Source organism: Motilibacter deserti (genome assembly GCF_011250635.1).
Lineage (GTDB): Bacteria > Actinomycetota > Actinomycetes > Motilibacterales > Motilibacteraceae > Motilibacter_A > Motilibacter_A deserti.
Genome location: NZ_JAANNP010000022.1, coordinates 1 through 26,963, shown reverse-complemented (window position 1 = coordinate 26,963; position 26,963 = coordinate 1). Strand labels below are relative to the sequence as shown.

Below are 26,963 nucleotides of genomic sequence, written 5' to 3'. Positions count from 1 at the left end.
GCCGCCGCCGCGCGGCAGCAGAGCACCGGCGCGGAGGAGCTCGCGGTCGCCATCGAGGAGATCGCGGCACTCGCGGACGAGCTGCAGAACGCCTGACCACCTCGAGCTACGAAGAAGGGTTGGTGCGATGAGCATCGCCGAAGCGGAGTTCGCTGTCGATGAGGCCGTGGCTGCCGCGCCCTCGGAGCCCCCGATGGCGGGCGCCGAGGACGAGCTGGACAGCGGCCGGGACTACGTGACGTTCGAGATGCAGGGCGAGATGTACGCCCTGGAGATGGAGCGCGTCCAGGAGATCATCCGGATGCCCGAGGTGGTCCGCGTGCCGCTGGGACCGTCGGCCCTGGTTGGCCTGGCGAACCTCCGCGGCCGTGTCCTGCCGGTCGTGAGCCTGCGCAGCTGCTGCGGCCTGGCGGGCAGGGAGCACGACGAGGCGACCCGAGTCGTCGTCGTCGAGTCCGCGGGCGCGACCCTCGGCTTCGTCGTCGACCGGGTGGCCGCGGTCATCTCCGTCGAGGACGAGCAGGTCGAGAGCGCCGACTCGGTGCAGTCGACGGTCCGCTCAGACCTGCTGGCCGCGGTGCTCAAGGCCGGGGACGGGCGCATGACGACCGTCCTCGACGTCGAGCACCTGGTCGCGACGGAGTTCGCGGCCCTCGGCCGGCACACTGCCGGCGGCTCGACGGCCTCGGCCGCCTGGTCGCCCGGCGACCAGGCGACCGAGGAGGAGTCGACGGACACGCTCGAGCTGGTGAGCTTCGCGGTGGACGGGCAGGAGTACGCCCTGCCGATCGACCGTGTGCAGGAGATCGTCCAGGCTCCGGAGCGCGTGACGGCCGTGCCGAACGCGGTGCGGCGCGTGCTCGGGGTCATGGACCTGCGGGGCGGGCTGCTGCCCGTGGTCAGCCTGCGCAGCGTCTTCGGCCTGCCCGTCACCGAGCTCGAGCCGCACAACCGGATCGTGGTCATCACGGTCGAGCGGGAGGGCCGCGAGTCTCTCGTCGGCGTCGTGATGGACACCGTCCGGGAGGTGCTCCGGGTGCCCATGGAGCTCGTCGGCGGCCTGCCGCACGTCGTCTCCGGCGGCGGGCGGCGCAACGAGGTGGAGGCGGTCTGCCGCCTCGAGGAGGGCCGGCGGCTCGTGTCCGTGCTGTCGGCGGACGCGCTGGTGGACGACCGAGACCTGCAGGCGATCGACCACGTCACGGCGGCGGACAGCGCCGCGGCTTCGACGGCCGATGCGGAGAAGGGACGGGACGACATGACCGACGACGGCCGCGGCGACGACGAGCTGCTCGTCGTGTTCCGCCTGGAGGGCGAGGAATACTGCGTCGACGTCGACGCGGTGCAGGAGATCATCCGGGTGCCCGAGGCGCTGGTGCGCGTGCCCAAGACGCTCGACTTCGTCGAGGGCCTGGTGAACCTGCGCGGCGCGGTCCTGCCGGTCGTGGACCTGCGGACGCGGCTCGGGCTGCGCCGGCTCGAGCGCGACGAACGCCAGCGCATCGTCGTGCTAATCATCGGCGGCGTGCGGACCGGGTTCGTGGTGGACTCGGTGGCAGAGGTGGCGAAGGTCGCCGGGGGCGAGCTCGAGGCGGCGCCCGAGCTCTCCGCGGAGCAGGCCCGGGTCGTCGCGCGGGTCGCCAACCTCCCCGGCCAGGGGCGGATGCTGCTCGTCCTCGAGCCGAGCGAGCTGCTCGGCCCCGAGCAGGTCGCCCTCCTGGCCGAGGAGGTGCACGACACCGGGGCAGCGGCATGACCGCCGCGACGAAGGTGCTCGTCGTCGACGACTCCGCGTTGATGCGCAAGGCGTTGAAGACGATGCTCCTCGACGCGGAGGGGTTCGACGTCCACCTCGCCCGCAACGGGGAGGACGCGCTGGAGCAGCTCCCGCGCGTCCGCCCCGACGTGGTGACGCTCGACATCAACATGCCGGTGATGGACGGGCTCACCTGTCTGGCCGAGATCATGCGGACGAGCCCCTGCCCGGTCGTCATGGTCTCCTCGCTCACCGAGCGCGGGGCCCTGGTGACGCTCGAGGCGCTCGAGCTCGGCGCCGTCGACTACGTCGAGAAGCCCGGCGGCACCGTCTCGCTCAACATGCGGGACGCGGCCGAGGAGCTGGTCGACAAGGTGCGCCGCGCGGCGCGGGCACGCACGCGGACGGGAGGCCTCGCCGCCCGGCTGCGTAGGGCGCGGGAGGAGTCGTTCGCGACGGCGCCCGCGCCGCGCTCCGGGACGGCCCGGAGCGCGGGCGCGGGGTCGGCGCGCGGCGAGGTCGACCTGCTCGTCCTCGGCGCCAGCACCGGCGGTCCCGCGCTGCTGTCGGACCTGCTGGCGCAGCTGCCGGCGGGCTGCACGGCGCCGGTGCTCGTGGCACAGCACATGCCGCAGTCGTTCACCGGCCCGCTGGCCCGGCGGATCGACGCCTCCTGCCCCTTGCCGGTGCAGGAGGTCACCGGGCTCACGCCCGTGCGGCCGGGGCACGTCTACGTCGCGCGGGGCGACGCGGACATGGTGGTCGCCCGGCGGGCCGAGGGCCTGGTCGTGCGGCCGGCCCCGGCGGGGCCGTCCTACCGCTGGCACCCCAGCGTCGACCGCCTCGTGCAGTCGGCGATGGAGGTGATCGACCCGCGGCGCGTCGTCGGCGTCCTGCTCACGGGCATGGGCGACGACGGCGCGGAGCAGATGGCCGAGCTGCACTCCCGCGGCGGGCGCACGATCGCGGAGTCCGAGGAGTCCGCGGTCGTCTGGGGCATGCCCGGGCAGCTGGTCGCGCGGGGCGGCGCGACCCGCGTGCTGCACTCGGACGACATCCCCGCGCAGCTCGCGGCCTGGCTCTGAGCCGGCAGGAGACACATCAACATCCGAGACACGAGAGGCACGACAATGGGGCTGGTACGACGCACCGCGCAGGTGCCGACGGGCGAGGAGCGGCGCGAGGCCGTCAGAGACTCGTCCGGGCTGCAGCAGCAGCTGCGCGACGGTGACGCCGAGCAGCGCCGCCGCGCCGCGCTCGACCTGTGGGGCGACGCGGACGCCGTCCCCGCGCTGCTCGACGCGCTCGCGTCCGAGCACGACGGGGCCGCGCGCGACGCCGTCCTGACCACGCTGGCGGGCCACGACACCCCCGCTGTCGGCGCAGCCCTCGGCCGTGACCTGAGCAGCGAGGACGCCGCGCGCCGGAACGCAGCCGTCAAGGCGCTGCAGGCGATGCCCCTCGCCGTCGCTTCCCTCGTCGAGGGGGGCGTGCTGCAGGACGCGGACGCCGACGTCCGCGTGCTCGCCGTGATGGTGCTCTCCGCCGTGTCGCACCCCGACGTGCCCCAGTGGCTGCGCCCCGTCGTCGACTCCGACGCCGATGCGAACGTGGTGGCCGCGGCGGTCGACGTCGCGGTCACCATAGGCGGCGACATCGCCGAGGAGCTCGCCGCAACGGCCGCGGGCCGCTTCCCCGACAACCCCTACCTGCGGTTCCTCGCGGCCCGCACGGGACAGCCATGAGCACCGCGGCACGTACCGACGACACCGCGTTGTCCGAAGCACAGTTCGCCCGTGTCCGAGAGTGGGTCTACCGGCGCACCGGGATCCAGTTCGCCGAGAGCAAGCGCTACTTCGTCGACAAGCGGGTGCAGTCGTGCGTTCGCAAGCACGGCGGCAGCTTCGACGCGTGGTTCGCCGGGCTCCGGCTCGGCGCGGACCCCGCCCTCGCCCAGCAGCTCATCAACGAGCTGACGGTCAACGAGACCTACTTCCTGCGCGAGGACCACCAGTTCGAGGGCCTCGTGCACAGCGTCCTGCCGGCCATCGCGGCCGAGCGCAGGGCCACGGGGAGCTCGCAGCCCATCCGCATCCTCAGCCTGCCGTGCTCGACGGGCGAGGAGGCGTACTCGATCGGGCTGCGGCTCCTCGAGGACTGGGAGGACATCGACGACTTCGACGTCGAGATCGTGGCCGGGGACATCGACACCCGGGTGCTGTCGTTCGCCCAGCGCGGCGAGTACGGCCCCCGGTCCATGCAGCGCGTCCCGCTCGCCGTGCGGACTCGGTGGTTCGACCGCGTCGACGCCGAGACCTACCGCGTCAAGCAAGACCTGCGGGACGCCATGGACTTCAGGGTCGTCAACGTCTGCGACAGCGAGTCGATGCGCGCCTACCGCGACTTCGACGTCATCTTCTGCCGCAACCTGCTCATCTACTTCGACGAGGTCTCCTCGCGCCGTGCCGCGGAGAACCTCTTCGGGGCGCTGCGCCCCGGTGGCCACCTGTTCCTCGGCCACTCGGAGTCGATGAGCCGCATCTCCCCCATCTTCACGCCCGTCCGGCTCCCGGAGGGCATCGTCTACCGGCGTCCGCCGATCGGAGCAGCGCGATGAGCGACCAGGACACCAGCAGGCCGCGGGCACTGGTCGTCGACGACGCCCCCACGGTCCGCCTCTACCACGGCGAGATCCTGCGCTCGGCCGGCTTCGACGTCGATGAGGCCGGCAACGGCTTCGAGGCGCTGGAGCTCGCCCTCGCGACCGCGTACGACCTGCTCGTCGTGGACGTGAACATGCCGCAGATGGACGGGTACGAGCTGCTCACCCGGCTGCGGTCGGACGAGGTCGCCCTCACTTGCCCGGTCGTGACGATCAGCACCGAGGCCGACGAGCCGGACGCGGACAACGCCTACCGCGCCGGCGCGAACCTCTACCTGGTCAAGCCGGTCGCACCGGACCTGCTCGAGCACGTCGCCGGCGTGCTCACCTCTTCCCTACCCGCACCGTGGAGCGCGTCGTGACCAACCCGCTGCTCGCCCAGTTCGTCGCCGAGGCGGCGGACCTGCTGGCCGAGGTCGACGAGGGCCTGCTGCGCCTGGAGCGGGACCCCGCCGACGTCGACCTCGTGAACGCGGTCTTCCGCGCCGCGCACACTTTCAAGGGCTCGTCGGGGTTGTTCGACCTGCCCGAGCTCACGCGCCTGACCCACGCCGCCGAGGACCTGCTCGACGCCGTCCGATCGGGAGCGCTTCCACTGGACGCCGAGATGGTGGACGGCCTGCTGGCCGCGTTCGACGCCGTACGCGCCTGGATCCCCGTCATCGAGGCGACCGGCTCGGCGCCCGCGAGCGCCGCCGCCACGGGCGAGGCGATCGCGCGCCGGCTGCGCACGGCCCTCGGCGACGACGCCGGGGGGTCGAGCCCGGTCACGGTGACCGTGGCCGCGACGCCCGTCGCGCCGACAGTCCTCGCGCCGTGGGTGCTGGACCTGGGCGAGGAGACGCTGCGCGGGCTGCTGCCCTGGCTCGAAGCGACGGGCGCGAGCATCCGGGCCCTGGACTACCGCCCGGACGACGGCTGCTTCTTCCGCGGTGAGGACCCGCTGCACCTCGTCCGCCAGGTGCCCGCGCTCGAGGTGCTCGAGGTCCGGGCCCCGGACGACCTGCCCGCCGTCACCGAGTTCGACGAGTACGAGAGCGTGCTGCGGTTCACCGCCCTCACCCGAGCTGCGATGCAGGAAGTGCAGTACGTCTTCCGCTACGTCCCGAACCAGGTGGAGGTCGTCGAGGTCACGGCTGCCGCTCTCGCCCGACTGCTCGACGGCGGGGATGAAGCGGAGGCCCCGACGGAGGCCGAGGCCCCGGAGGAGCACCGCGTGCTCGTCGGGCTGCTCGCCGCGCAGCGGCGCGTGCTCGCCGCCGGTGTACCCACTCCGGCGTCCGTGACCGCCGCGGTCCGGGTGGCCCTGCGCGCCGCCTCCGCGCTCGGCCTGAGCGTCACCTCTCCTGCCGAGGGCGCAGGCCCCGAGGCCGTCCTCGCTTGGGTCGACGCGCTCGTCGCGGCCGCAGGGAGCCCCGTGGTGCCTGCGCAACGCACCGCTCCCGTCGACGAGCAGGACGCGGGAGCCGAGCGGTCCGCGGACGGCCCGGTGGGCGAGCCCGCCACCGAGGACGCCACCGCCGGCAGCCGCATCCTCAAGATCGAGCAGTCCAAGGTCGACCGGCTGCTCGACCTCGTCGGCGAGCTAGTCGTCGCCAAGAACTCGCTGCCGTTCGTCGCCGCCGCTGCGGAGGAGGAGGGGCACCGGGTCCTCGCGCGGCGCATCAAGGACGAGTACGCGGTGGTGAGCCGCGTCAGCGAGGAGCTGCAGCAGGCGGTCATGGACGTCCGCATGCTGCCGGTGTCCACGGCGTTCGCCCGTGCTCCCCGCCTCGTCCGCGACCTGTCGCGCAAGCTCGGCAAGCGGGTCCGCCTCGTCCAGGAGGGCGAGGAGACCGCCGCCGACAAGGACGTCATCGAGATGCTCGCCGAGCCGCTCGTGCACCTGGTGCGCAACAGCCTCGACCACGGCATCGAGCCGCCGGAGGAGCGCGTGGCAGCGGGCAAGCCCGAGGAGGCGACGCTGCTGCTGCGCGCCGTCCCCGACGGGGACGCGGTGCTCGTCGAGGTGGCCGACGACGGCCGCGGCATCGACGTCGAGCGGGTGCGCCGCAAGGCCTACGAGCGCGGCATCGTCGAGGAGTCCGCCCTCGAGTCGATGAGCGACGCACAGATCGCCGAACTCATCTTCGCTCCCGGGTTCTCGACGGCCGACCAGGTCTCGGACGTGTCCGGGCGCGGGGTCGGCATGGACGCGGTGCGCAGCGCGATCGAACGGCTCGGCGGGACGGTCACCACCGACTCCCGCCCAGGGCAGGGGCTCACGATCCGGCTGCGGCTGCCGTTGACCATGGCGGTCTCCCGCGTGCTGCTGATCACGGCTGGTGGCCAGCGGTTCGGCGTGCCGATCGACGACGTGGTGGAGACCGTGCGGACCCCGTGGAGCTCGGTCACCCGCGTCGCGGGTCGCGAGGTCCTGGTGCTGCGCGACGAGATCGTGCCGCTGGCGCCGCTCGCGGGGCTGCTGGACCTTCCGGCCGCCGACCGCGGCGACGAGGTGAGCGTGCTGGTCGTGCGGACCGCGACCGGCCCGCTCGGCGTCGTCGTCGACCGTTTCCACCAGAACACCGACGTGATCCTCAAGCCGCTCGACGGGCTGCTCGCCGGCACCCCCGGCTACTGCGGCACCGCCCTGCTGGGCGACGGGCTGGTCCTGCTCGTCCTCGACGTGAAGGAGTTGAACAACCGTGCCGCTGCAGCTCGGTAGCCGTACCGCCGTGCTCGAGGGCACCGTGACCGTCGAGGAGGCCGAGCCGCTCGCGGCGTGGCTGCGCCAGACGGCCGGTCCCCGGGTCAACCTGCGCGACTGCTCGCACCTGCACACCGCGGCCCTGCAGGCATTGTTGGCCGCTCGCGTAAAGGTGAGCGTCCTTCCTGCCGACGCCTTTCTCAGGGCGTGGGTCGCCCCTCTTCTCGAGCGCTTCGCCGCGACGCCGGACCAGAAGCCTCTCGCAAACTCCTCGAAGGAAGCATCATGAAGACCGTCATGCTCGTGGACGACTCCCCCACCATGCTCATGAGCATCAAGTCCGTGCTCACGAAGGCCGGAATGGCCGTCGAGACGGCCCGCGACGGGCAGGACGCCCTGGACCAGATCAAGAAGGGGCTCAAGCCCAACCTCATCATCAGCGACGTCAACATGCCGCGCCTGGACGGCATCTCCTTCGTGCGTGAGGCGCGCAAGGCCGGGCTGCGCTTCACGCCGATCCTGATGCTCACGACGGAGTCCGAGCAGGCCAAGCGCGACGAGGCCAAGAAGGCTGGTGCCACCGGCTGGCTCGTCAAGCCGGTGCAGCCCGACGCCCTGCTGGGTGTCGTGCGCCAGGTCGTGCCGGGAGCGTGAGGACATGCGCCGGCTGGCAAGCAGGCCCGAGCAGCGCGAGTCCGCCGGGATGCCGGACGTCGCGTCCGCGGCACGCGCCCTGGAGGGGGCACGCCCGCTGCTGGACGTCGTCGCCGCGCAGCTTCGCGACGTCGTGGCCCACACGGAGGACGCCGCCTTCGGCGTGATGAACGGCGCCCGCGACGCGGACGCGGAGGCCGAGGCGCTCTCGGAGTTCGCCCGCGACCTCGCCCGCCGCAGCGGCGAGGACGCCGAGCGCGTGGCGGCAGCGACCCGTACGAGCGCCGAGTCCGTGGAGCAGCTGGTCTCGCTCGTGACCGAGCGGGACCGTGCGGTCCTCGACCTCGTGGAGGAGGTGCGCGGGCTCGACCGCTACGTCGAGGCGATCGCGAACGTCGCGCGCGCGACCACGATCCTCGCCCTCAACGCGAAGATCGAGGCTGTGCGCGCCGGCTCAGCGGGGCAGGGCTTCTCGGTGGTGGCTGACGAGGTGCGCGAGCTCTCGCGCCAGTCCGCAGCGGCCGCGGAGGACATCCGGCAGGGCATCTCCCGCGTCACCGGGTTGATGGAGGAGCGGCTCGGCAGCAGCGACGCCGCGGGCGCGTCGAGCTCGGCGGCCATCAACGGTCGGCTGGAGTCGATCGCCGCTGCGCAGCACGACATGGCCGGCATGCTCACGGACACCGTGGCCGGCACGCAGTCGGCCATCGAGCAGGTCGAGGCGTCCGCGCACTCGCTCAGTGCGCGGACCAACGACATCCTCGCCCAGACCCAGTTCCAGGACATCACGCGGCAGACCCTCGAGGGCGTCGGCGGCGCGCTCGCGAGCCTCGGCGCCCGGGTCGGCACGGTGACCGAGCACCTGCGCGGCGAGGCGCCGGCAGGGTCGCTGCTCCCGCTCGACGACGCGGTCACAGAGCTCTCCTCCTCCTATGTGTCGCAGCGCCAGCGCGCGGTGCACGCGACGGCGGCCGGCCACGAGCAGGGCGCGACGGCGTCCCCGGCGATCGAGCTGTTCTAGTGGGCTGCGCCCGGCACGCCCGCTCCGCGCGGCGGGCGGGACCGGCCCACCGGTGGTAGGCGTCCGGTGGCGAAGCACTCAAGGAAAGGCACGGGTCTACCGATGACGTTGGCTATGGGTGGGGACTGGACGGTCGGCGCGACGCCGGGTGGCCGGGCGCTGCACCGGTCGGCGCCGCTGCCCCCGGTCGAGTACGTCCTGGAGCAGGTCGCGTCAACCGCCCGCGCCGTCGCGGTCGAGCGCGCGCTTCCCGGTGCCCGCGACCGGGCGGCCGACCTCGACGCCTTCGCCCGACTGGCGGCGACGGTCGCGCGCACGGAGTTCGGCCTGGTCAGCCTGATCGGCCCGGACTGCCAGAGCTACGTCGGGCGCAGCGACACGGCGCTGCCGCCCGAGCTCGACGTCGACTCCGCTCTCGTCCAGTGCACCCACGTGGTCGCCACCCGGCGCCCGCTCGTCGTTCCCGACGTCCTCGCCGACAGGCGCTTCGCCACCCACCCGGCAGCCGTGAGCGGTCTGCTGCGCTACTACGTGGGCGCCCCCATCGTCGACGAGGACGGCGAGGTCGTCGGCGCGGTCTGCGCCATCGACTCCGTCTCCCGGGACGGGGCCAGTTCGGCCGAGGTCGCGGCGCTGGAGGACATCGCCGCGCAGGTGTCCGCGCTGCTGAGCCTCGCCCGCCGGCAGGCCGAGCAGGCCGCCCAGCGCCGCGTCCTCGCGGCCGTGGCCGCAGGCAGCCCGCTCGCCGACTCCCTCGACCTGCTCGCCCGCGAGGTCTCCCAGCTCGTCGGCGGCGGGGTCACGTGCTCGGTGATGCTCGCCGACGCGGACGGGCGCTCCCTGCGCGTCGGCGCCGCTCCCGCCCTCACCCCCGAGCTCGTCCGCAAGCTCGACGGCCTGCCGGTCGGCCCGGGCAACGGCGCGTGCGGCGAGGCCGCCCACGCCGGCAAGCCGGTGGTCATCCGGGACGCCGTGGACTACCCCAACGACTTCGTCCGCGAACTGCTCGCCGAGGCCGGCGTCCGGGCCGTCGCGTCCATGCCGGTCCTGCACTCGGACGAGCGGACCGTGCTCGGCGCCTTCGCGCTCTACCGGCTCGAGCCGGGCGTCCCGAGCCGGTACGAGTGGGACGTGCTGCGCAGCTTCGGCGACCTCACGCGGCTCGTCATCGAGCAGTCGCGCGGCCACGACCGCCTCACCGAGCTCGCGACCCGCGACACCGTCACCGGGCTGCTGAACCGCAGCGCCTTCCTCGCCGAGGCGGCCGCGGCACTGCGTACGCCCCCTGCCGGCGACCGCGAGCACGTGCTGCTGTTCTGCGACGTCGACCACTTCAAGCTCATCAACGACACCCGCGGCCACGCCGCCGGGGACGCCTACCTCCGAGCCGCGGCCACCGCGCTCGGCGAGCGGCTCCGGCCGGGCGACCTCGCGTGCAGGTACGCCGGAGACGCGTTCACGATCCTCGCCCTCGACGTGCCCGCCGGGTCGGTCCAGGCGCTCGCCGAGCGCGCCGTGTCGGCGTTCGCCGTCCCGGTCAGCGTCGCGGGCCACGCCCTGCGCCTGTCCGCGAGCGTCGGTGCCGCCGTCTCCAGCGTCACCGGCCGCGACGTCGAGGCCCTGCTCAGCGACGCCGACCTCGCCATGCACCAGGCCAAGGCCGCCGGGCGCTCCCGGGCGCGGGTCTGCGACGCCACGTTGCGCGCCCGCGCGCAGGAGGACAACGAGCTGGCGCTCGCCCTGCGCGACGCGATCGCCTCCGACGGGCTCGACGTGGCGTACCAGCCGGAGATCGACCTCGAGACCGGGCAGCTCGTCGGGCTCGAGGCGCTCGCCCGCTGGAACCGGCCGGGCCACGGCCCCGTGAGCCCGGCGGTGTTCATCCCGCTGGCCGAGGAGTCGGGGCTGATCGAGATGCTCGGCCGGTCCGTGCTCACGCGGGCGCTGCTAGACCTCGCCGAGTGGCGGGAGCGGCACGCCGCAGCGCGCGGGCTGACCGTCTGGGTCAACGTGTCGGCCGGCCAGCTCGAGGGCCCGCAGTTCGCCCGCGAGGTCGACCGCCTGCTGCAGCAGACGCGGCTGCCCGCCGCCTGCCTCGGGCTCGAGGTGACCGAGAGCGTCGTCATGGGCGACGCGTCGGCCACACGTGCCACCCTCGAGGCGCTGCGCGAGCGCGGGGTCCGCGTGGCGATCGACGACTTCGGGACCGGCTACTCCAGCCTCGGGGCGCTGCGCGAGCTCCCCGTCGACGTGCTCAAGATCGACCGCTCCTTCGTCACCGGCCTCGGCACCGAGCAGTCGGACTACCAGCTCGTCACGGCCATCCTGGCGATGGCGGGCGCGCTCGGCCTCGCCGTCGTCGCCGAGGGCATCGAGACCGAGGCGCAGCTGCACGCGCTCGAGGAGCTCGGGTGCGGCACCGGGCAGGGCTTCCTGCTCGGCCGGCCGCAGCCGGTCGCCGACGTCGAGGCGCTGCTCGGGCGCGCCCGCGCCCTCGTCGGCTAGCCCGCTGTCCCGCGCAGGCCCGGTCCCCGGCGTCGGCTAGTGGCTGGCCGTTCCGCGCCGGGACTCCAGGACCGGGTCGACGAGACGCTCCACGACGGCGCGGGTGGCGAGCGCCGCCACCGCGGCGTGGACGACCTCGACGACGCCCTCGCCCCGCCGCCACGTCCGCGGCGGGGCGCCTGCTCCCGTCGCGTTCTCCAGCGTCTGGTCGACGATGACGCGCGTCAGCGTCTGCACGACATCCGCGCGTACGCCGATCAGCCCGGTCGCGCGCCACACCCCGCGCAGCGCCCCCAGCGCGACGCCCGTGCCCACCTGCATCAGCGCCGTGGCCGCCGCGGGGCGCTGGTCGTCGCCCGGCGACCGCCCTGCGAGCAGGAGCAGCGTCCGGCCGGGGACGTACGACGCCGGCCGGCCGGTGACCGCCCGCTCCACGCGCTGGCCGGCCGCCATCGCCACCGACCCGGCCAGGCCTCCCAGCGCCCCGACGGCGGCGGCCCGGGCCAGCACTGCCAGGCGGCCGGGCGCGGCAGGGGCCGCGGGGGTGCTCGTCCGGCGCACGCGAGACGAGGACAGGCCGGACGAGGACCGGCCGAGGGCGTGCAGGCCGGTCGCGGGCAGGCTCTTGCGGCGCAGGCCGGGGGCGCGCGTGTCGGTCATGCGCCCCACCCTTCCCCGGCGCGGCGTACGCCACCACTCAGGGGGCGGCCCCGCTCACGACGCCGGCGCGCTGACGAAGATGCAGAACGGGTGCCCGGCCGGGTCCGCGTAGACGTAGAGCGGCTCGTCGAAGTCGTCGGACCGGTCGAGCAGCAGGTGCGCGCCGAGCGACAGCGCGCGCCGGTGCTGGACCAGCAGCTCCGAGCCCGCCGGGACGGTCAGGTCGAGGTGGAGCTGCTGCGGGTGCTCGCCCTCGGGCCACGTCGCGCGCTGCAGGTGCTCGACCTGCTGGAACGCCAGCTGCGTCCCGGCGCCTTCCAGCACGAGCCAGTCCGCGCCCTTGGGATCCGGCTCCCCGTCCGCGGGCGGCTCGTCCCCCGGCCGGTAGCGCAGCCCCAGCAGCTGCCGGTAGAACTCGGCGAGGCCGCGCGCGTCCTCGCAGTCCAGCACCACCGACCGCAGGGCCGGGTAGCTCTCGTCCGTCTGCTGTGCGCTCACCGGGTGGCCTCCAAGTCTCCGTCGACCCGGCCATGCTGACGCACGTGGACGACGTCGTCACGCAGCTACGCGGTGCGATCGCGGGCGGGGACCGGGAACGGGCGCGGCTGCTGCTCCATCCGTACCTCCAGTGGTCCCCGCCGGACGGGACGGTCGTACGCGGCCGGGCCGAAGTCCTCGCGCTGCTGCGGGACGGGCCGGTGCCCGAGCCGCCGGTGTCCGCCGCGCTGCGCGACGGGCAGGTCTACCGCTGGGTCTGCCCACCGGCGGGGTGAGGCGCGACGGGCGCTCGGTGCGACGGCGTTCGGTGGCGCCGACGCTGGGTGGCGGCGGCGGCACTCGGAGGCGACGACGCGCTGGGCGGCTGACGCGCTGGGGAGTCGCGCCCAGCCCTCGACGATCACGGGACTTGGCTCTACGACACCGGCGCGTCGTGCGCCAAGTCCCGTGATCAAAGCCGGCAGCACCGCCGCGCGCGGACTGCGCGAGTCCCCATCGACGCAGCAAGCCCCTCGGCGGGCAGGACACCGCACCCTCGCCCGCTACGCCCGCGAACGCCGCGAGGGCGGCCCTCCCGTACGGAAGAACCGCCCTCGCGGGTGGAACGGTGTTGCCGGAAGCGGACTTCTCAGAAGTCCATCTCGCCGCCGCCGGGGGCGGCGGGAGCGGCCGACTTCTCCGGCTTGTCGGCGATGACGGCCTCGGTCGTGAGGAACAGGCCCGCGATCGAGGCGGCGTTCTGCAGGGCAGAGCGCGTCACCTTGGCCGGGTCGATGATGCCCTCGGCGATGAGGTCGACGTACTCGCCGTTGGCGGCGTTGAGGCCGTGGCCCGACTCGAGGTTGCGGACCTTCTCCGCGACGACGCCGCCCTCGAGGCCGGCGTTGACCGCGATCTGCTTCAGCGGGGCCTCGAGCGCCGACTTGACGATGAGCGCGCCCGTGAGCTCGTCACCCTCGAGGTCGAGCTTCTCGAAGACCTGGACGCCGGCCTGGATGAGGGCCACGCCACCACCGGCGACGATGCCCTCCTCGACGGCCGCCTTCGCGTTGCGAACGGCGTCCTCGATGCGGTGCTTGCGCTCCTTGAGCTCGACCTCGGTGGCCGCGCCCGCCTTGATGACGGCCACGCCGCCGGCGAGCTTGGCGAGACGCTCCTGGAGCTTCTCGCGGTCGTAGTCAGAGTCGCTGCGCTCGATCTCCTGGCGGATCTGGTTGACCCGGCCGGCGATCTGGTCCGCGTCGCCCGAGCCCTCGACGATGGTCGTCTCGTCCTTGGTGACGACGACCTTGCGGGCGCGGCCGAGCAGCTCGACCCCGGCGTTCTCGAGCTTGAGGCCGACCTCCTCGCTGATGACCTCGCCACCGGTGAGGATCGCGATGTCGGCGAGCATCGCCTTGCGGCGGTCACCGAAGCCCGGCGCCTTGACGGCGACGGAGCGGAACGTGCCGCGGATCTTGTTGACGACGAGCGTGGCCAGGGCCTCGCCCTCGACGTCCTCGGCGATGATCGCGAGCGGCTTGCCGCCCTGCATGACCTTCTCCAGCAGCGGGAGCAGGTCCTTGACGGCGGAGATCTTCGAGTTGACGACGAGCACGTACGGGTCGTCGAGGACGGCCTCCATGCGCTCGGGGTCCGTCACGAAGTAGGGCGAGATGTAGCCCTTGTCGAAGCGCATGCCCTCGGTGAGCTCGAGCTCGAGCCCGAAGGTGTTGCTCTCCTCGACGGTGATGACGCCTTCCTTGCCGACCTTGTCCATCGCCTCGGCGATGAGCTCGCCGATCTGCGGGTCGGCGGCCGAGATGGAGGCCGTGGAAGCGATCTGCTCCTTGGTCTCGACATCGCGCGCCTGGCTGAGCAGCTGCTCGCTGACGAGGCCCACGGCCTTGTCGATGCCGCGCTTGAGGGCGATCGGGTTCGAGCCCGCCGCCACGTTGCGCAGACCCTCACGAACGAGCGCCTGGGCGAGGACGGTCGCCGTCGTCGTGCCGTCACCGGCGACGTCGTCGGTCTTCTTGGCGACCTCCTTGACGAGCTCGGCCCCGATCTTCTCGTACGGGTCCTCGAGCTCGATCTCCTTGGCGATGGAGACGCCGTCGTTCGTGATCGTGGGGGCGCCCCACTTCTTCTCGAGAACGACGTTGCGGCCCTTGGGGCCGAGCGTCACCTTGACGGCGTCGGCGAGCTGGTTCATGCCCCGCTCGAGCCCGCGCCGTGCTTCCTCGTTGAAAGAGATGATCTTGGCCATGCGGTACAGGTCCTCCCGGATGAGGGTGGGTGCCCGCGGCGAGACGACGCCCGCGACGGAGGGCTTCGCGCGATGGCGCTCGGCCTCATCGCCTCTGAGCCGCGTGATGTTCGGTTCTGTCACTCACTACTGCAGAGTGCTAACGACATGATTAGCACTCTGCCCCGATGAGTGCAAGCCCGTGGCCTCGCGCGGCCACCGCCGGGGCAGCCCCCGGCCGCTGCCCGCCGGCTCGGCCCAGGGCGTACCGACGGTGGTCCTTCGCCCGGACAGGCACACTGGACGGGATGTCGCAGTACAGCAGCCCCGACCACGGGCCCCAGCAGCCGGCGAGCCGGCCGCACCGTCCGCTGCCCCTGCCTGCGCCGGGGCTCTGGCTCTCCGCGCCCGACTCCGACCCGGCGGCGAAGCGAGAGCGCGCGTACGCGACGGCGAGCGCCCTGCTCGCGGCCGGCCGCGACGACCCCGGGCTCGCCGCGGAGCTCGTCCGGCTGGACGAGACGCTCGGCCTGGACGCGCTGCGCGAGCTGTGGGCCGAGCCGGAGGAGGACGGCCTGCCCGCCGCACTCTGGTCGCTCTACCTGCTGCGCGCCTGGCTCACCCGCCAGTCGGCCGAGGCGGCCCGCATCTACCGCTCGGGGCGTGGCCACGCGCCGGTGGCGGACGCCGTGTCGGGCGTGCCCGAGACGCCGACCGCGGAGGACCTCGCCGCGGTCGGCGACGCCGTGGTGACCACGGCGCTGCGCGGGGACCCGCCCGCCGCCATGGAGCGCGCCGCAGCCGTGCACCGCGTCGTGGCCTGCGGACGCTTCGCGGTCGGCGAGGCCACCGGCGACACCGGCATGCGCGAGAACGAGGCGCGGCTGGCCGAGGGCAACCTGCGCGCCGCAGCCCGGCTCGAGACCGCGGCCGCGGCGTGGCGGGCAGGCGGAGCCCCGGGAGCGGCCCCCGAGGGCGAGGACGGCGGGGGTACGCCTCCCGCCGGCCCCGGCCGCGGCAACGAGGGCACCGGCCCCGGCAACGGCAGTCCCGACACGCCCTAGCCCGGCCGAGCTGGCCGGCCCCTGGCCGCGCGCAGCGGAGCGCTCGGCAACCCGTCACCGCACACACGCGGCGGCAGCAGCCCGCGGCTCACGCCGACGGGAGCAGCCCCCGCCGCCGGGCGACGTACGCCGCCTCGTTGCGGCTGCCGGCCTGCAGCTTCGCCATCGCGTTGGACACGTGGACGCTGACCGTCTTGGCGCTGATGAAGAGCGCCTCCCCCACCTCGCGGTTGGTCAGCCCCTGCGAGACGAGCGCAAGCACCTCCAGCTCGCGGGCGGTCAACCGGTCCGGGTCATCGGGCTCGCCGGCCGGGGCCGCGCCCCCGGCGCGTAGCTCGGCGACCAGCGGCCGCGCCCCCAGCCGTTCAGCCACCGCGAGCGCCGCTGCCGCCTCGACGGCAGCCTCGCCCGCCCGCCCGGCCGCCCGGAGCGCGGCCGCGAGCCGGGCCCGGGACCGTGCGGTCTCCGGCACGTGCCCGAACCGCTCCATCGCGGCGAGCGCCTGCTGCCAGAGACCGACGAGCGCGGTCGCGCTGTCACCCGACCGCCCGGCGGCGTGCAGCAGCCGCGCGTGCTCGGCCCGCGCCCGGGCCAGCCACGCCACGCTCTCCGGCCCGAAGCGCGGCGCGGCGGCGGCGGCCTCCTCGACGGCGGCCACCACGAGCTCACCCGCCGACGCCAGCCGCTCGCGCTCGCGCGCGCTGCCGGCGAGCGCGGCCGAGGCGTACTGGCCGAGCAGTAGCGCTCCGAGCCGGATGCGGGCGCTGAACACCCGGGTCCCGAGCAGCGGCTCGACCGCGTCGACGACCTCGTCGAGCAGGTCGGCGGCCGGGTCCGGGCCGGAGAGGCTCCCGATCAGGTCGATCCCGCCCGCGGCGGCGTTGATCGCGGTCAGCACGTCGTGCACCCACCAGGGGCGCAGCTCCTCGACGACGGCGAGGCCCGCAGCGTCGCCGCGCCCGGCGAGCACCATGAGCCGGACCGAGGCCAGCACCGCGCGCAGCGCCCCCGGCGGCTGCTCGTCGTCGACGGCGGTGACTCGCAGCACCTCCTCCCAGTCGCCGCGTGCGTAGGCCACCAGCCCGGCCATCACGCGGCTGTCCACGCCGTAGGGCGCCCACGGACGGTGCAGCTCCCGGGCCCGCCGCACCGCATGGAGGTACGCCTCCTGCGCCTCGGCCAGCCGCCCGGCCTCGTAGAGCACCATCCCGAGGCCGTGCGCGCTGCGCAGCTCGGCGGACGCGTCGCCCGCGGCCCGACCCTCGGCGATGCTGCGGCGCAGGTCGGCCTCCACCTCCGGCCCGGCCGACAGCCCGGAGAGCCGGGCGAGCGTGGTCGTGGCGTCGGCGAGCACGGCCGGCAGCCCGACCTCCTGCGCCAGCGCGGCGGCCTCCCGGGCCCAGCGGGCGGCGTCCTCGTCGCGCCCCCAGTCGAGCGCCGCGAGGGCGTGGGTCGCGAGCAGCCGGGCTCGCAGCTCCCCCGGCTCGGCCGCCGGCGGCAGCCGCAGGGCCCGGCTCGTGATGGCGAGCGCGTCGACGGGGGCGTCGAGCAGCATGGCGGTGCGTGCGGTCGCGTGCAGCAGCAGCGCCAGCTGCCGGTCGTCGAGGCCGGGTCGCGGGGCGTCCACCGCGTCGCGCAGCAGCGCGAGGCCACGCTGCGGCAGGCCCGCGGCCACCGCGCTGTCGGCGGCGCGCAGGACGAGGTCGGTGGCGAGCGCCGTGGCCTCCTCCTCCGGCTGCTCGTGGGAATGCTCGGCGAGCAGCTGCAGGGCGTTCTCGAAATGCCGGGCAGCCTCCGCCGGGCCACCCGCCGCCGTCGCCTCCTCTCCGGCGCGCACGCTCGCGGCGATCGCCGTCGCCACGTCCCCCGCGCCACGGGCGTGCCGGGCGAGCTCGGCGGCCGCCCCCGCCCCTTCCCCTGCCTGCAGCGCCGCGACGTAGCCCCGGTGCCACCGGACCCGCTCTCCCGGCAGCAGGTCCTCGTAGACCGCCTCGGCGAGCAGCGCGTGCCGGAAGGCGTAGCCGCCGCCCTCGGCCACGACCAGGTTGCGGTCGAGCGCCTGGCGCAGCGCCGCGTCGAGCCCGCTCGCGCCGCCGTCCCCCTCGTCGTCCACGGCGCCCTGCCCCCGGTCGTCGGAGAGCACCCGCGCGAGCAGCGCGTGCGAGACCCGCGGCCCGCCCACCGACATCGCCCGCAGCACGGTCCGCGTCGGCTCGTCGAGCTGGTCCAGCCGGAGCAGCAGCAGGTCGACCAGGTCCGCCGAGAGGTCCCGCTCCCCCCAGCGCGCGGCCGCGACCAGCTCCTCGACGAAGAACGGGTTGCCCTGCGCCCGACGGACGATGCGCTCGACCAGCTCCTCCTCGACCAGCCCCTCCTTGACCGGAGCCCCCGGGTCGCTGCCGGCGCCAGGCTGCAGCTCGCGCACGAGCCGGCGTACGGCCGGGACGGGCAGCGGGCGCAGCTGCACCCGGGCGACGGCGTCGCTGCGCGACCACTGCAGGACGTCCTGGCGCAGCGGGTGGCGGCGGTGCAGGTCGTCGGTCCGGTACGTGACGAGCACGCCCAGCCGGGCGTACGCCGTGCGGGGCAGCAGGTAGCTCAGCAGCTCGCGGGTGGAGGTGTCGGCCCAGTGGGCGTCCTCGACGACGAGCAGGACCGGAGCGTCCGCAGCGAGGTGCGCGAGGGTGGACCACACCGCGTCGAAGAGCTCGGCGCGGGCGTCGGCCCCCGTCGCCCCCGTGACGGGCTCGGCGCTGCCGCCGGTCGCGGGCCGCCCGGGCAGCAGCCGTCCGAGCGCGGGCCAGCGGGCAAGCAGCTCCTCGACGCGCTGCGCCGGCAGCTGGGCGAAGGCCTCGGAGAGCGGGAGGTACGGCAGCGTGTTGCCGCCGAAGTCGATGCAGTGGCCCTGCAGCACGTGCCACCCGGCCTCGCCGGCGGCTCGTCGCACCTCGGCGGTCAACCGCGTCTTGCCCACCCCCGCCTCGCCGGCGAGGAGCACCGCCCGGCCCGCTGCCGCCCCGCCCGGCACGGCTTCACCTGCCGCCCCGCCCGGCACGGCCCGGCCCGCCGCCACGTCGCCCGCTGCACTGCCCAGCCCGAGCAGGGCGTGCAGCTCGGCGAGCTCGTCGTTCCGGCCCACCAGAGGAGCCGGGCCGCGGCCGGCCACGGGGATCGTGTGCACGGCCTCATCCTGCCCGGACGGCGCCAGTAGCCGGAAAGCACTTTCCCCGGGGCGAGGCCGTGTTCGCCATCGCCATCCCGTTCAGAACCACAAACATTGCCTTGTCGAACGGAATTGCGGGGTGTAAACAGAGCGGCCCGGACGTCCAGAGGTGGACGGTCCGGGCCGATCTGAGGGTGGTGCGGAATTCGCGAGTCCGCCGCCCGGGTCGAAACCCGAGCGGCCGGGGCCTCTTCTCGCGGACGAGAAGCCGTCGGCCGGGCCCGCGCGCGTCAGACCACGCGGACCTTGTCCGCCTGCGGCCCCTTGCTGCCCTGGGTGATCTCGAACTCGACGCGCGCGTTCTCCTCGAGCGTCTTGAACCCCGGCATGTCGATCGCGCTGTAGTGGACGAAGACGTCCGCGCCACCGTCGACGGCGATGAAGCCGTAGCCCTTCTCGCCGTTGAACCACTTGACGGTGCCCTGAGGCATTGCCACTCCCTGTGCTGTGCCTGCACAGGACCCGCGGTGTTGCGGGCCCCGGGTCGACACTTCCGCTGACCGCTGGCGCAGGGCTGGACGAGGTGGACGACCGGCGCGAACTCTAGTGACGTTACGACGCCGTGACCATCCCTCTAGAGAAATGTCTGCAAGCGCCCCGTCAGGCCCTCAGCCGCTAGCAGCCGCCGGCGACCGCCGGGATGACCGAGACCGATGCGCCCGCCGGGGTGGGCGTTGCGAGGCCTTCGGCAAAACGGACATCTTCGTCGCCGACATAAACGTTGACAAAACGTCGCAGATTGCCCGAGTCGTCGAGCACGCGGCCCTTGAGGCCCGGGTAGCTCTGGTCCAGCGTCTCGAGCAGGTCGGCCAGCGTCGCGCCGTCACCCGGGTCCGCGGTCACCTCGGCGGCACCGTCGGTGTAGGTGCGCAGGATGGTCGGGATGCGGACACTGACGCTCATGCGAGGCCTGCCTTCTGGAACGCGTCGTAGGACGGGGCGATGGTCGCGGTTGGGCCGACCACGGGAGCGACGGCGTCGAGGGTCTTGAGCCCGTCGCCGGTGTTGAGCAGGACGGTCTCGGCGTCCGGGTCGAGCAGGCCCTCGGCCAGCAGCTTCTTCGCGACCGCGACGGTGACGCCGCCGGCGGTCTCGGCGAAGATCCCCTCGGTGCGCGCGAGCAGCCGGATGCCCTCGACCACCTCGTCGTCGCTCACGTCCGCGATCGCGCCGCCCGTGCGCCGCACCACGTCGAGCGCGTAGGGGCCGTCGGCGGGGTTGCCGATCGCGAGCGACTTCGCGATCGTGTCGGGCCGGACCGGCTTGACGATGTCGGCACCGGCGCGGAAGGCCTGCGCCACCGGCGAGCACCCGGTGGCCTGGGCGCCGAAGACCTTGTACGGCGTGGCCTCCACGAGCCCGGCCTTGCCCAGCTCGGTGAAGCCCTTGTCGACCTTGGTCAGCAGCGAGCCGGACGCGACCGGCGCGACGACCTGCTCGGGCAGGTGCCAGCCGAGCTGCTCGGCGACCTCGTAGCCGACCGTCTTGGAGCCCTCGGCGTAGTAGGGCCGCAGGTTGATGTTGACGAAGCCCCACGGCTGGTCGCCCGCGACCTCGCTGCAGAGCCGGTTGACGTCGTCGTAGTTGCCCTCGACGGCGACGAGCGTGCCGCCGTAGACCGCGGTCGTGATCGTCTTGCCCGCCTCGAGGTTCGAGGGCACGAAGACGACCGAGCGCAGGCCCGCGCGGGCAGCGGCGGCGGCCACGGCGTTCGCGAGGTTGCCGGTCGACGCGCAGCCCACGGTCGTGAAGCCGAGCTGGCGGGCCGCGGAGAGCGCGACGCCGACCACACGGTCCTTGAAGGAGTGCGTGGGGTTGCCCGAGTCGTCCTTCACCCACAGCGACTTGACGCCGAGCTCGCGAGCGAGGTTGTCGGCCTTGACCAGCTTGGTCCAGCCGGGGTGCAGGCCCGGGTGGGCGGCGACGTCGGCCGGGACCGGCAGCAGGTCGCGGTAGCGCCAGATCGACTGCGGGCCGGACTCGATGTGCTCGCGGGTGAGGCGCGGGACGTCGTAGACGACCTCGAGCGGGCCGAAGCACTCCTCGCAGGCGTAGGCCGCGCCGAGCTCGAAGCGGGTGCCACATTCGCGACAGGAGAGCGCGACGGCGTTGCCGAAGGCACCGGCGAGCGTGGGCGTGGGGGCGTTCAGGAGCGTCATGAAGCGAGGCCTCTCCTCATCTTCGCCTGGCGGACGTTCCGCAGGCCGGAGTTGGCACCTACTGCGCAGCGGGCCTCGCGAGGACGAGACGCTGCCAGGGTTGCCGGGACTTCAACGGGCCGTTCCCTCAGTCCCTCTGGATGAGCTGTATTCAGTTGTCGTGCGGAGCCATCGTAGACGATGGCCGCCCGGCACGCCGCCCGGGTGAGCGGCGTCACGTCCGGTCAGACGGTCCCGAAGAACGTGTCCTCCAGGCTCGCGCCCTGGCGCTCCACGCGGACCGTGGTGGCCCCGAGGGCCTTCCAGGTCTTCGGGCCGACCACCCCATCGGCAGCCAGCCCGCGGGCCTTCTGGAAACTGCGGACCTTCTTCTCCAGGGCCGCGTTGAAGTTGCCCGACTCGGGCACGCCGAGGCGCCGCTGCAGCGCGCTCACGGCCTTGCCCCGGTCGCCGCGGCTGAGGACCAGGCCGCGGTACGGCGCCAGCTCGCTCGTCGCGACCGTGACGGCACCGGACATCCGGGCGCAGGTCACGTCGGAGTCGCGGACGCTGTCGTACCACTGGGCGATCATGACCGGGCCGCCGGAGAACGACGGGGTGTCGCACATCGCCTCGGCCGCCGCCCGGCCGCGGCGCCCGGCCGTGGCCCACACCGGCAGGCTCGAGCGCATGCCGCCGGTGATCTCCTTCCAGCCGTTGGCGTAGGAGTAGAACCCGACGCCGTAGCCCGCGTCCTGCAGCGCCTTGACGGCGCCCGCGATGACCGCGCGGTTGCCCGCCTGGTCGCTGCGCGGCCAGTTCTGCACCTTGCGCGGCTCCACGTCCAGCCACACGAAGGGCACCGACACCGAGCGCCGGGCCAGGGTCGTGGCCGACCACACGCCCTGCGCGTAGCCCGCGTTGGACAGCCGGCCCAGCCGGGTCGAGCCGTCGTACGGGCCGCTGCGGCCGCTGGAGGCGAGCTGCGCGGAGGTCGGGTACGCCGCGAACGAGTAGACGGCGAGCTTCGCCCCCAGCGAGCCGACGTGCGCCAGCTGCGCGTCGAGGCACGGGTTCTCCTGGAACGGCAGGCCCTTGGTCAGGCCCACCACGACGAACCCCGCGCCGCGCGAAGGCAGCGGCAGGTCGTAGCCGCCCTGCCGCTTCGAGCACTGCGGCCACGACACGTCGCCGCCGCTCATGGTGGCCCGGTCCAGGGTGGCGGTGGACGGCGACGCCGGCACAGCGGGCACGGCAGGCACGGCGGGCACGGCGGGCACGGCCTGCGCCGACGGGAGCGCGACCAGCGTCCCCACCACGGCGCTCACGAGCAGGAACGGGCTCAGGCTCGACAGCCGGCGGGGCAGGCGCACGGATCGGGCTCCTCAGGGGGTGCAGTCACGGGCAGTGCGGTCACGGGCAGTGCGGTCACGGGCGGTGCAGGGAACGAGCAGAGGACGGGCGAGCGGTGCGGTCCGGGCGGCGCAGCACCGGTCGTGCACTCTGACGGGCGCACGTCGGCGTCCGTCGCCCCCGGTCCTTCGACCGCCCGCCGCCCGGGCTTGAGCGCGCCGACGACGCCCGTTCTGCGGGTGCACGTCGAACGTTAACGGACGATGCGCCTGGGTTCCGGAGATCTCGCAGCGTCGGTCGTAGGCTCGGGCGGTGCCCGCCTCGTTGCTCGTCGCCTCCAACCGGGGGCCGCTCTCGTTCGTGCACGGCGAGGACGGCGGCCTCACCGGCCGCCGCGGCGGCGGCGGCCTCGTGTCGGCCTTCACCAGCGTCGGAAGCGAGGCGCACGCGCTCTGGGTCTGCTGCGCCCTCGGGGACGCCGACCGGCAGGCGGCGGGTGCGGCGCCGCGCGGCCGCCTCGACCTCGCCGGGCACGACACCGCCGGGCTGCAGGTGCGCATGCTCGCCGATGCCGACGGCATCGACGCCTTCACCTTCGGCCGGGCCTACAACGCCGTCGCCAACTCCACGCTGTGGTTCCTGCACCACCTGCTCTACGCCACGGCCACCGCGCCGAACTTCGACACCCCCTTCCACCGCGAGTGGGACTCGTTCGTCAGCTACAACGGCGCCTTCGCCGCCGCGCTCGCCGAGGACGCCGCCGAGGGCGCGAAGGTGCTCGTGCAGGACTACCACCTCACGCTCACCCCGCAGCAGCTGCGCGAGCGCCGCCCCGACCTGCGCATCGCGCACTTCTCCCACACCCCGTGGGCACCGGTCGACTACTTCCGGCTGCTGCCCGAGGACATCGCGCGGGAGGTGCTGCTCGGCGTCCTCGGCGCGGACCACGCCGGGTTCCTCGCGCCGCGCTGGGTCGAGGCGTTCCTGGACTGCTGCGAGCAGGTGCTCGGCGCCGACGTCGACCGCCGCGCCTGCACCGTGACGTACGGCGGCCGCACGACGCGCGTCGCCGTGCACGCGCTGGGGATCGACCCGGCCGAGCTGCGCCAGCGCGCGCAGCGCCCCGACGTCGCGACGAAGGAGCAGGCGCTGCGGGCGCAGGTGGGCTCGTGCAAGGTCGTGGCGAGGGTCGACCGGACCGAGCTGTCGAAGAACATCACCCGCGGCCTGCTGGCCTACCGGGAGCTGCTGCGCCGGCACCCCGAGTGGCGGGGCCGGGTCGTCCACGTCGCCGGGGCGTACCCGTCCCGGCACGACCTGCCCGAGTACCGCGAGTACACCGCCCACGTGCTGCGGCTCGCGGCCGAGATCGACGACGAGTTCGGGGAGCCGGGCTGGTCCCCCTTGCTCATCTCCGTCGAGGACGACTTCGCGCGCTCCCTCGCGACCTACCGCGTCGCCGACGTGCTGCTCGTGAACCCGGTGCGCGACGGGATGAACCTCGTCGCCAAGGAGGGCCCGTCGCTGTCGGACCAGTCGTGCGCGCTGGTCCTGTCCACCGAGGCCGGCGCCGCGCACGAGCTCGCCGACCACGCGCTGATGGTCAACCCCTACGACGTGACCGGGACCGCCGAGGCGCTGCACCGCGCGCTGTCCATGCCGGCCGAGGAGCGCCGCGAGCGGGCGCGCGGGCTGGTTGCGGCGGCCTGCGCGCTGCCGCCCCAGCGCTGGTTCGCCGAGCAGGTCGACGCGCTCGACGCCTGACCGCGTCCGCGGGCCGACCCCTGGCCCCGTCCGCGCCCGCCGGCCGACGCGGCTGAAGATCCGGCGCTGCGGTCCCTTGGATCCAGGAGCGTCAGGCCGGCACCGCCGCGCCCCGCTCCACGAGCCACCGCTCGAGCTCGTCGGCCGAGAGCGGCTCCGACCAGAGGTAGCCCTGCCCCTGCAGGCAGCCGGCCGCCGTCAAGGCCGCACGCTGGGCCTCGCTCTCCACGCCCTCGGCGACGGCCTCGACCCCCATCGTGCGCGCGAGCGCGACCGTCCCGGCCAGCAGCCGGGCGCCCCGCGGCGACTGCGCGCCGCGCACCACCTCGCCCGGGAGCTTGACGATGTCCACGGGCAGGTCGGCCAGCCGGTCCAGCGCGGCGTACCCGGTCCCGAAGTCGTCCAGGGCCCAGCGCACGCCGAGCGCCGCGACCGACTCCATCACCTCGGCGGCCAGCTCGGGGCTGTCCAGGGCGAGGCCCTCGGTCATCTCCAGCACAAGGTCACCGCCCTGCATGCCGGTCGCGGCGAGCGCCGCGGCCACGATCCGCGGCAGCGTCGGGTCCAGCTGCAGCGCCGAGACGTTGACCTGCAGCCCCGCCGGCAGGTGCGGAGTGTGCCTGCGCAGCCGCACGAACTGGTGGCACGCGGAGCGGAGCACGTGCTCGCCGATCTCGCGGATCCAGCCGGAGTCCTCGGCCTGGCGCAGGAAGCCGCCCGGGGACAGCAGCCCCTGCTCGGGGTGCTGCCAGCGCACCAGCGCCTCCACGCCGAGCGGCGCGTCGTCGACCAGGCTCATCACCGGCTGGTAGTGGCAGACGAACTCGCCCTGCGCGAGCGCCGAGGTGACGTCGGCCAGCAGCGGCCGCCGGCGGTCGCGGGCCGCGCCGACCGCCGGGTGCCAGGCGCGTACGCCGCCCTTGCCGTTGCGCTTCACCTCATAGAGCGCCGCGTCCGCCCGGCGCTGCAGCTCGTCGCCGTCGCGGCGCACCGCGTCCGTCGTGGCCACGCCGATGCTCGCGCGCGGGACGAGCTGGCCGCCGCCGGGCATCGCGACCGGCACCGCGAACTCGCGCAGCAGCCGCTGGGCGATCTCCTCGGCGTCCCCCGCGGCGCACTGGGGCAGCACGACGGCGAACTCGTCGCCGCCCAGCCGGGCCGGCGTGTCCAGGGTGCGCACCGTGGCCCGCATGCGCTCGGCGACCGCGACGAGCAGCGCGTCGCCGGCCGCGTGCCCGAGGTCGTCGTTGACCCGCTTGAAGTCGTCGAGGTCGACGATCATGACGCTCGTCGGCCCCGTCCCGACGAGGCCTGCCGACAGCGCGGCGTTGAACTGCGTGCGGTTGGCGAGGCCGGTGAGCGAGTCGTGCCGGGCCTCGTGCTGCAGCTGCTCCTTGAGCTCGGTGATCTGGAAGAGCGTGCGCTCGAGCCGGCCCGTCTCCAGCGCTCCGCCGACCTGGTTGGCGAGGGCCTCGAGCAGGGTGAGGTCGTGCTCGGCGTAGCGGCCGGTCTCCCCCAGCCGCGGCCCGACGACGAGGTGGCCGAGCAGCCCGAGCTCGTCGCACACCTGGGCGGTCATCGCCGACTTCATCCCGTGCCGGGCCAGCCAGTCCACGGCCCCGAGCCGGCGGCGTACGTCGTGCACTCCCCCGGACCCCGGCGGCGGAAGCAGCGCGGCGGCCTCCTCGGCCGTGACCGTGCGGAACACCGGTCGCACGCCGTCCTTGGCGCAGTCGAGCTGCAGCCACTCCGCCGGGTCCTTCGCCTCCGGCGGCGCGATGAGCACGGTCGCCCACTCGGCGCGGACGGCGTCGCGCAGCGCGGCCAGCACGTCGGCCCACCCGCGCTCGAGGTCGGGGCTCGCGTTGAGGGCCCGGGTCGCCGAGAGCAGGAAGGTCAGGTGCTGGCGGCGCTCCCGGCCGACCATGTACGCGCGGTAGGACACCATCGCGACGACCACTCCGGGAAGGGCGCAGCACACCGCGACGATCCCGGTACGCAGCAGCAGCACGAGCGTCAGGCCGAGGCACGCGGTGGCGACCGCCCCCACGTACCCGACGAGCAGGGCCTCGACGGACTCGGCGCGCCCGGGCGCCCCGTCGACCATCCACACCACGGCAGTGATGGCGAGGAAGCTGACCGTCGAACCGGCGAGCACGGCGCCGAGGACCGCCGCGACGGTGGCCGCCGACCCGGCGTCCGGCGTCGGGTCGACCGCCGCGAAGGCGACCGCGGCGACAGCAGCGCAGAGCCCCCACTGCGCCACGTTGAAGCAGAGCTTGAGCAGCTGCTGCCGACGGACGAGCAGGGCGATGGCCGCGCCGGCGAGCTGAGCGGTCACGAGCCCCACGCCGTCGATCAGGAGCAGCCCGGCGGCCAGGACGATCTCGTTGGCGCCGAACGCGTGCGCCTCGTGGCGGAACTCGACGTAGACGACGAGCACCTCCGCCACCGCGAAGGCCCCGACGAAGGCCAGCCAGTGCGAGAGCTCCGGGCCCTGCGCCGGCCCGGCCGGGAGCAGTCGGAGCAGGGCCAGCATCGCGAGCGCCGACGCCACCGTCAGGGCCCGCACCCCGCGCACACCGCGAAGCCCGCGGGCGAGCGCGCTCACCCGTCGGGCTCCGCGGCGGCTGTGCACGGGGTCCACTGACTACGACCAGCTCGAGCTGGACCACACGTCGCCGGCCCAGCTGCGGCCCGCCCAGCTGAGCCCGGCCCAGCTGCGGCCCGCCCAGCTCAGCCCGGCCCA

22 protein-coding genes and 1 riboswitch are annotated in these 26,963 nt (G+C 74.3%); of the genes, 13 read left to right on the top strand and 9 right to left on the bottom strand.

Annotation, left to right across the window (positions count from 1 at the left end; genetic code table 11):
• Window positions 1–127: 127 nt before the first annotated feature.
• The 10 genes from G9H71_RS15990 to G9H71_RS15945 all read left to right on the top strand — a co-directional run bounded on the left by G9H71_RS15990 (window position 128) and on the right by G9H71_RS15945 (window position 11,287).
• A complete protein-coding gene (locus G9H71_RS15990; RefSeq protein ID WP_231134927.1) occupies window positions 128–1,756 on the top strand; it encodes a chemotaxis protein CheW in 1,629 nt (542 codons plus the stop codon).
• A complete protein-coding gene (gene cheB, locus G9H71_RS15985; RefSeq protein ID WP_166283566.1) occupies window positions 1,753–2,841 on the top strand; it encodes a chemotaxis-specific protein-glutamate methyltransferase CheB in 1,089 nt (362 codons plus the stop codon). The genes G9H71_RS15990 and cheB overlap by 4 nt, the downstream gene beginning before the upstream one ends.
• A gap of 45 nt (window positions 2,842–2,886) precedes the next feature.
• Window positions 2,887–3,501, top strand: coding sequence for a HEAT repeat domain-containing protein (locus tag G9H71_RS15980; protein ID WP_166283565.1), 615 nt, complete (start codon window positions 2,887–2,889; stop codon window positions 3,499–3,501).
• A complete protein-coding gene (locus G9H71_RS15975) occupies window positions 3,498–4,373 on the top strand; it encodes a CheR family methyltransferase (RefSeq protein WP_166283564.1) in 876 nt (291 codons plus the stop codon). Before G9H71_RS15980 ends, G9H71_RS15975 begins: the two co-directional genes overlap by 4 nt.
• Complete coding sequence (locus G9H71_RS15970) at window positions 4,370–4,780, top strand: response regulator (protein ID WP_166283563.1); 411 nt, start codon at window positions 4,370–4,372, stop codon at window positions 4,778–4,780. Before G9H71_RS15975 ends, G9H71_RS15970 begins: the two co-directional genes overlap by 4 nt.
• Window positions 4,765–7,125 (top strand): chemotaxis protein CheA, encoded by a 2,361-nt coding sequence (locus tag G9H71_RS15965; RefSeq protein WP_331273046.1) that lies wholly within the window; start codon window positions 4,765–4,767, stop codon window positions 7,123–7,125. Before G9H71_RS15970 ends, G9H71_RS15965 begins: the two co-directional genes overlap by 16 nt.
• Window positions 7,106–7,396, top strand: a complete 291-nt coding sequence (locus G9H71_RS15960; protein WP_166283562.1) for a hypothetical protein — start codon at window positions 7,106–7,108, stop codon at window positions 7,394–7,396. Before G9H71_RS15965 ends, G9H71_RS15960 begins: the two co-directional genes overlap by 20 nt.
• Window positions 7,393–7,761: a response regulator gene (locus G9H71_RS15955; protein WP_166283561.1), complete on the top strand. Its 369-nt coding sequence runs from the start codon at window positions 7,393–7,395 to the stop codon at window positions 7,759–7,761. Before G9H71_RS15960 ends, G9H71_RS15955 begins: the two co-directional genes overlap by 4 nt.
• A gap of 4 nt (window positions 7,762–7,765) precedes the next feature.
• Window positions 7,766–8,782, top strand: a complete 1,017-nt coding sequence (locus G9H71_RS15950; RefSeq protein WP_166283560.1) for a methyl-accepting chemotaxis protein — start codon at window positions 7,766–7,768, stop codon at window positions 8,780–8,782.
• A 102-nt stretch (window positions 8,783–8,884) separates the two neighbouring features.
• Window positions 8,885–11,287 (top strand): putative bifunctional diguanylate cyclase/phosphodiesterase, encoded by a 2,403-nt coding sequence (locus G9H71_RS15945; RefSeq protein ID WP_166283559.1) that lies wholly within the window; start codon window positions 8,885–8,887, stop codon window positions 11,285–11,287.
• 36 nt (window positions 11,288–11,323) lie between these two features.
• On the opposite strand, the gene G9H71_RS15940 is transcribed toward G9H71_RS15945, so the two are convergent.
• Both G9H71_RS15940 and G9H71_RS15935 read right to left on the bottom strand, forming a co-directional pair.
• Window positions 11,324–11,947 carry a hypothetical protein gene (locus G9H71_RS15940; protein WP_231134926.1) on the bottom strand — a complete coding sequence of 208 codons (624 nt, stop codon included), beginning with the start codon at window positions 11,945–11,947 and terminating at the stop codon, window positions 11,324–11,326.
• A 54-nt stretch (window positions 11,948–12,001) separates the two neighbouring features.
• Entirely contained in the window at window positions 12,002–12,445 is a 444-nt protein-coding gene (locus G9H71_RS15935; RefSeq protein ID WP_166283558.1) for a VOC family protein, read from the bottom strand.
• 44 nt (window positions 12,446–12,489) lie between these two features.
• On the opposite strand from G9H71_RS15935, the gene G9H71_RS15930 reads away from it, so the two are divergent.
• Window positions 12,490–12,720 carry a nuclear transport factor 2 family protein gene (locus G9H71_RS15930; protein WP_166283557.1) on the top strand — a complete coding sequence of 77 codons (231 nt, stop codon included), beginning with the start codon at window positions 12,490–12,492 and terminating at the stop codon, window positions 12,718–12,720.
• A gap of 353 nt (window positions 12,721–13,073) precedes the next feature.
• On the opposite strand, the gene groL is transcribed toward G9H71_RS15930, so the two are convergent.
• Window positions 13,074–14,693, bottom strand: a complete 1,620-nt coding sequence (gene groL / locus G9H71_RS15925) for a chaperonin GroEL (RefSeq protein ID WP_166283556.1) — start codon at window positions 14,691–14,693, stop codon at window positions 13,074–13,076.
• Window positions 14,694–14,980: 287 nt separating this feature from the next.
• Here groL and G9H71_RS15920 point away from each other — a divergent pair, with 287 nt between their 5' ends.
• A complete protein-coding gene (locus G9H71_RS15920; protein WP_166283555.1) occupies window positions 14,981–15,736 on the top strand; it encodes a hypothetical protein in 756 nt (251 codons plus the stop codon).
• Window positions 15,737–15,824: 88 nt separating this feature from the next.
• Here the strand turns inward: G9H71_RS15920 and G9H71_RS15915 are convergent, their stop codons facing one another.
• From G9H71_RS15915 to G9H71_RS15895, 5 genes are all read right to left on the bottom strand, one after another.
• Window positions 15,825–18,917 (bottom strand): helix-turn-helix transcriptional regulator, encoded by a 3,093-nt coding sequence (locus G9H71_RS15915; protein WP_166283554.1) that lies wholly within the window; start codon window positions 18,915–18,917, stop codon window positions 15,825–15,827.
• A gap of 272 nt (window positions 18,918–19,189) precedes the next feature.
• Window positions 19,190–19,390 (bottom strand): cold-shock protein, encoded by a 201-nt coding sequence (locus G9H71_RS15910; RefSeq protein ID WP_166172930.1) that lies wholly within the window; start codon window positions 19,388–19,390, stop codon window positions 19,190–19,192.
• Window positions 19,391–19,574: 184 nt separating this feature from the next.
• The gene (locus tag G9H71_RS15905; RefSeq protein WP_166283553.1) at window positions 19,575–19,862 is read right to left on the bottom strand and encodes a ubiquitin-like small modifier protein 1; all 288 of its coding nucleotides are present in this window, start codon (window positions 19,860–19,862) and stop codon (window positions 19,575–19,577) included.
• Window positions 19,859–21,118, bottom strand: coding sequence for a threonine synthase (gene thrC / locus G9H71_RS15900; protein WP_166283552.1), 1,260 nt, complete (start codon window positions 21,116–21,118; stop codon window positions 19,859–19,861). The genes G9H71_RS15905 and thrC overlap by 4 nt, the downstream gene beginning before the upstream one ends.
• A gap of 13 nt (window positions 21,119–21,131) precedes the next feature.
• Window positions 21,132–21,265: riboswitch (SAM riboswitch) on the bottom strand.
• 77 nt (window positions 21,266–21,342) lie between these two features.
• A complete protein-coding gene (locus G9H71_RS15895; RefSeq protein WP_166283551.1) occupies window positions 21,343–22,470 on the bottom strand; it encodes a peptidoglycan-binding protein in 1,128 nt (375 codons plus the stop codon).
• Between the two features lie 292 nt (window positions 22,471–22,762).
• Here G9H71_RS15895 and G9H71_RS15890 point away from each other — a divergent pair, with 292 nt between their 5' ends.
• A complete protein-coding gene (locus tag G9H71_RS15890) occupies window positions 22,763–24,214 on the top strand; it encodes an alpha,alpha-trehalose-phosphate synthase (UDP-forming) (protein ID WP_331273045.1) in 1,452 nt (483 codons plus the stop codon).
• A 91-nt stretch (window positions 24,215–24,305) separates the two neighbouring features.
• Here the strand turns inward: G9H71_RS15890 and G9H71_RS25210 are convergent, their stop codons facing one another.
• On the bottom strand, window positions 24,306–26,825 hold the full coding sequence (locus tag G9H71_RS25210; protein ID WP_166283550.1) for a putative bifunctional diguanylate cyclase/phosphodiesterase: 2,520 nt from the start codon (window positions 26,823–26,825) through the stop codon (window positions 24,306–24,308).
• Window positions 26,826–26,963: the final 138 nt, after the last annotated feature.